This is a genomic window from Aeromonas cavernicola (genome assembly GCF_002795305.1).
In the GTDB taxonomy this organism is placed as follows: domain Bacteria; phylum Pseudomonadota; class Gammaproteobacteria; order Enterobacterales; family Aeromonadaceae; genus Aeromonas; species Aeromonas cavernicola.
In genome coordinates this window covers 1-628 of record NZ_PGGC01000293.1, presented here as the reverse complement: position 1 = coordinate 628, position 628 = coordinate 1, and the positions used below count along the sequence as shown (strand labels likewise).

Sequence of the window (628 nt, the reverse complement as noted above, 5' to 3'; positions counted from 1 at the left end):
CCGCCGGCCAGCGCCAGCTGCTCTCCTTTGCCCGCGCGCTGGTGGGGGATCCGCGCATCCTTATTCTCGATGAAGCGACGGCGAGTGTGGACTCCCAGACCGAGCTGGCGTTGTCGCAGGCGATCTCTGCTGCCCGTCGTGGCCGCACCACCATTGCCATCGCCCACCGCCTCTCGACCATCGTCGATGCGGACGAGATCCTGCTGCTCTCCCGCGGTCAGGTGAACGAGCGGGGCAGTCACAGCGAGCTGATGACCCTCGGCGGTCACTATGCTCAGCTGTTCGAGATGCAGAGTCAGGGCGCTTGGCTGGAGGAGCAGCGCGCCTGATCGATATGCCTACCGTGAATCAGCGACATGAACGAGCAGAGGGAACCGTTGCGTTTTCCTCTTTTTGGTATAGGACAGGGGGTTAACCCAGATCCCTACGCTTGTTGAATGACCCTGATGCAGGCAGCATGGTGGTGACATTAACCCATTGGATCAGTTCGCATATGGATTTGCCACGCTTCAAAGCCAATCTGGCGCTCCGGCTGTTTGCCTGGCGCTACATTCCCGTCATCGGTTTTTGTGCCCCGATCATCGAAGAGATGAACGCCAAGGCGCTGCGCATTCGCATTCCCCTTGGC

At 60.2% G+C, this 628-nt stretch carries 1 protein-coding gene and 1 pseudogene; both read left to right on the top strand.

Translation table 11 applies throughout. From position 1 onward, the window contains the following. On the top strand, positions 1 to 329 hold a 329-nt coding region (locus CUC53_RS18640; RefSeq protein WP_157798345.1), incomplete at its 5' end, for an ATP-binding cassette domain-containing protein. Positions 330 to 493: 164 nt separating this feature from the next. Next, positions 494 to 628, top strand: a pseudogene (locus CUC53_RS18635) (DUF4442 domain-containing protein); the annotation flags it as partial.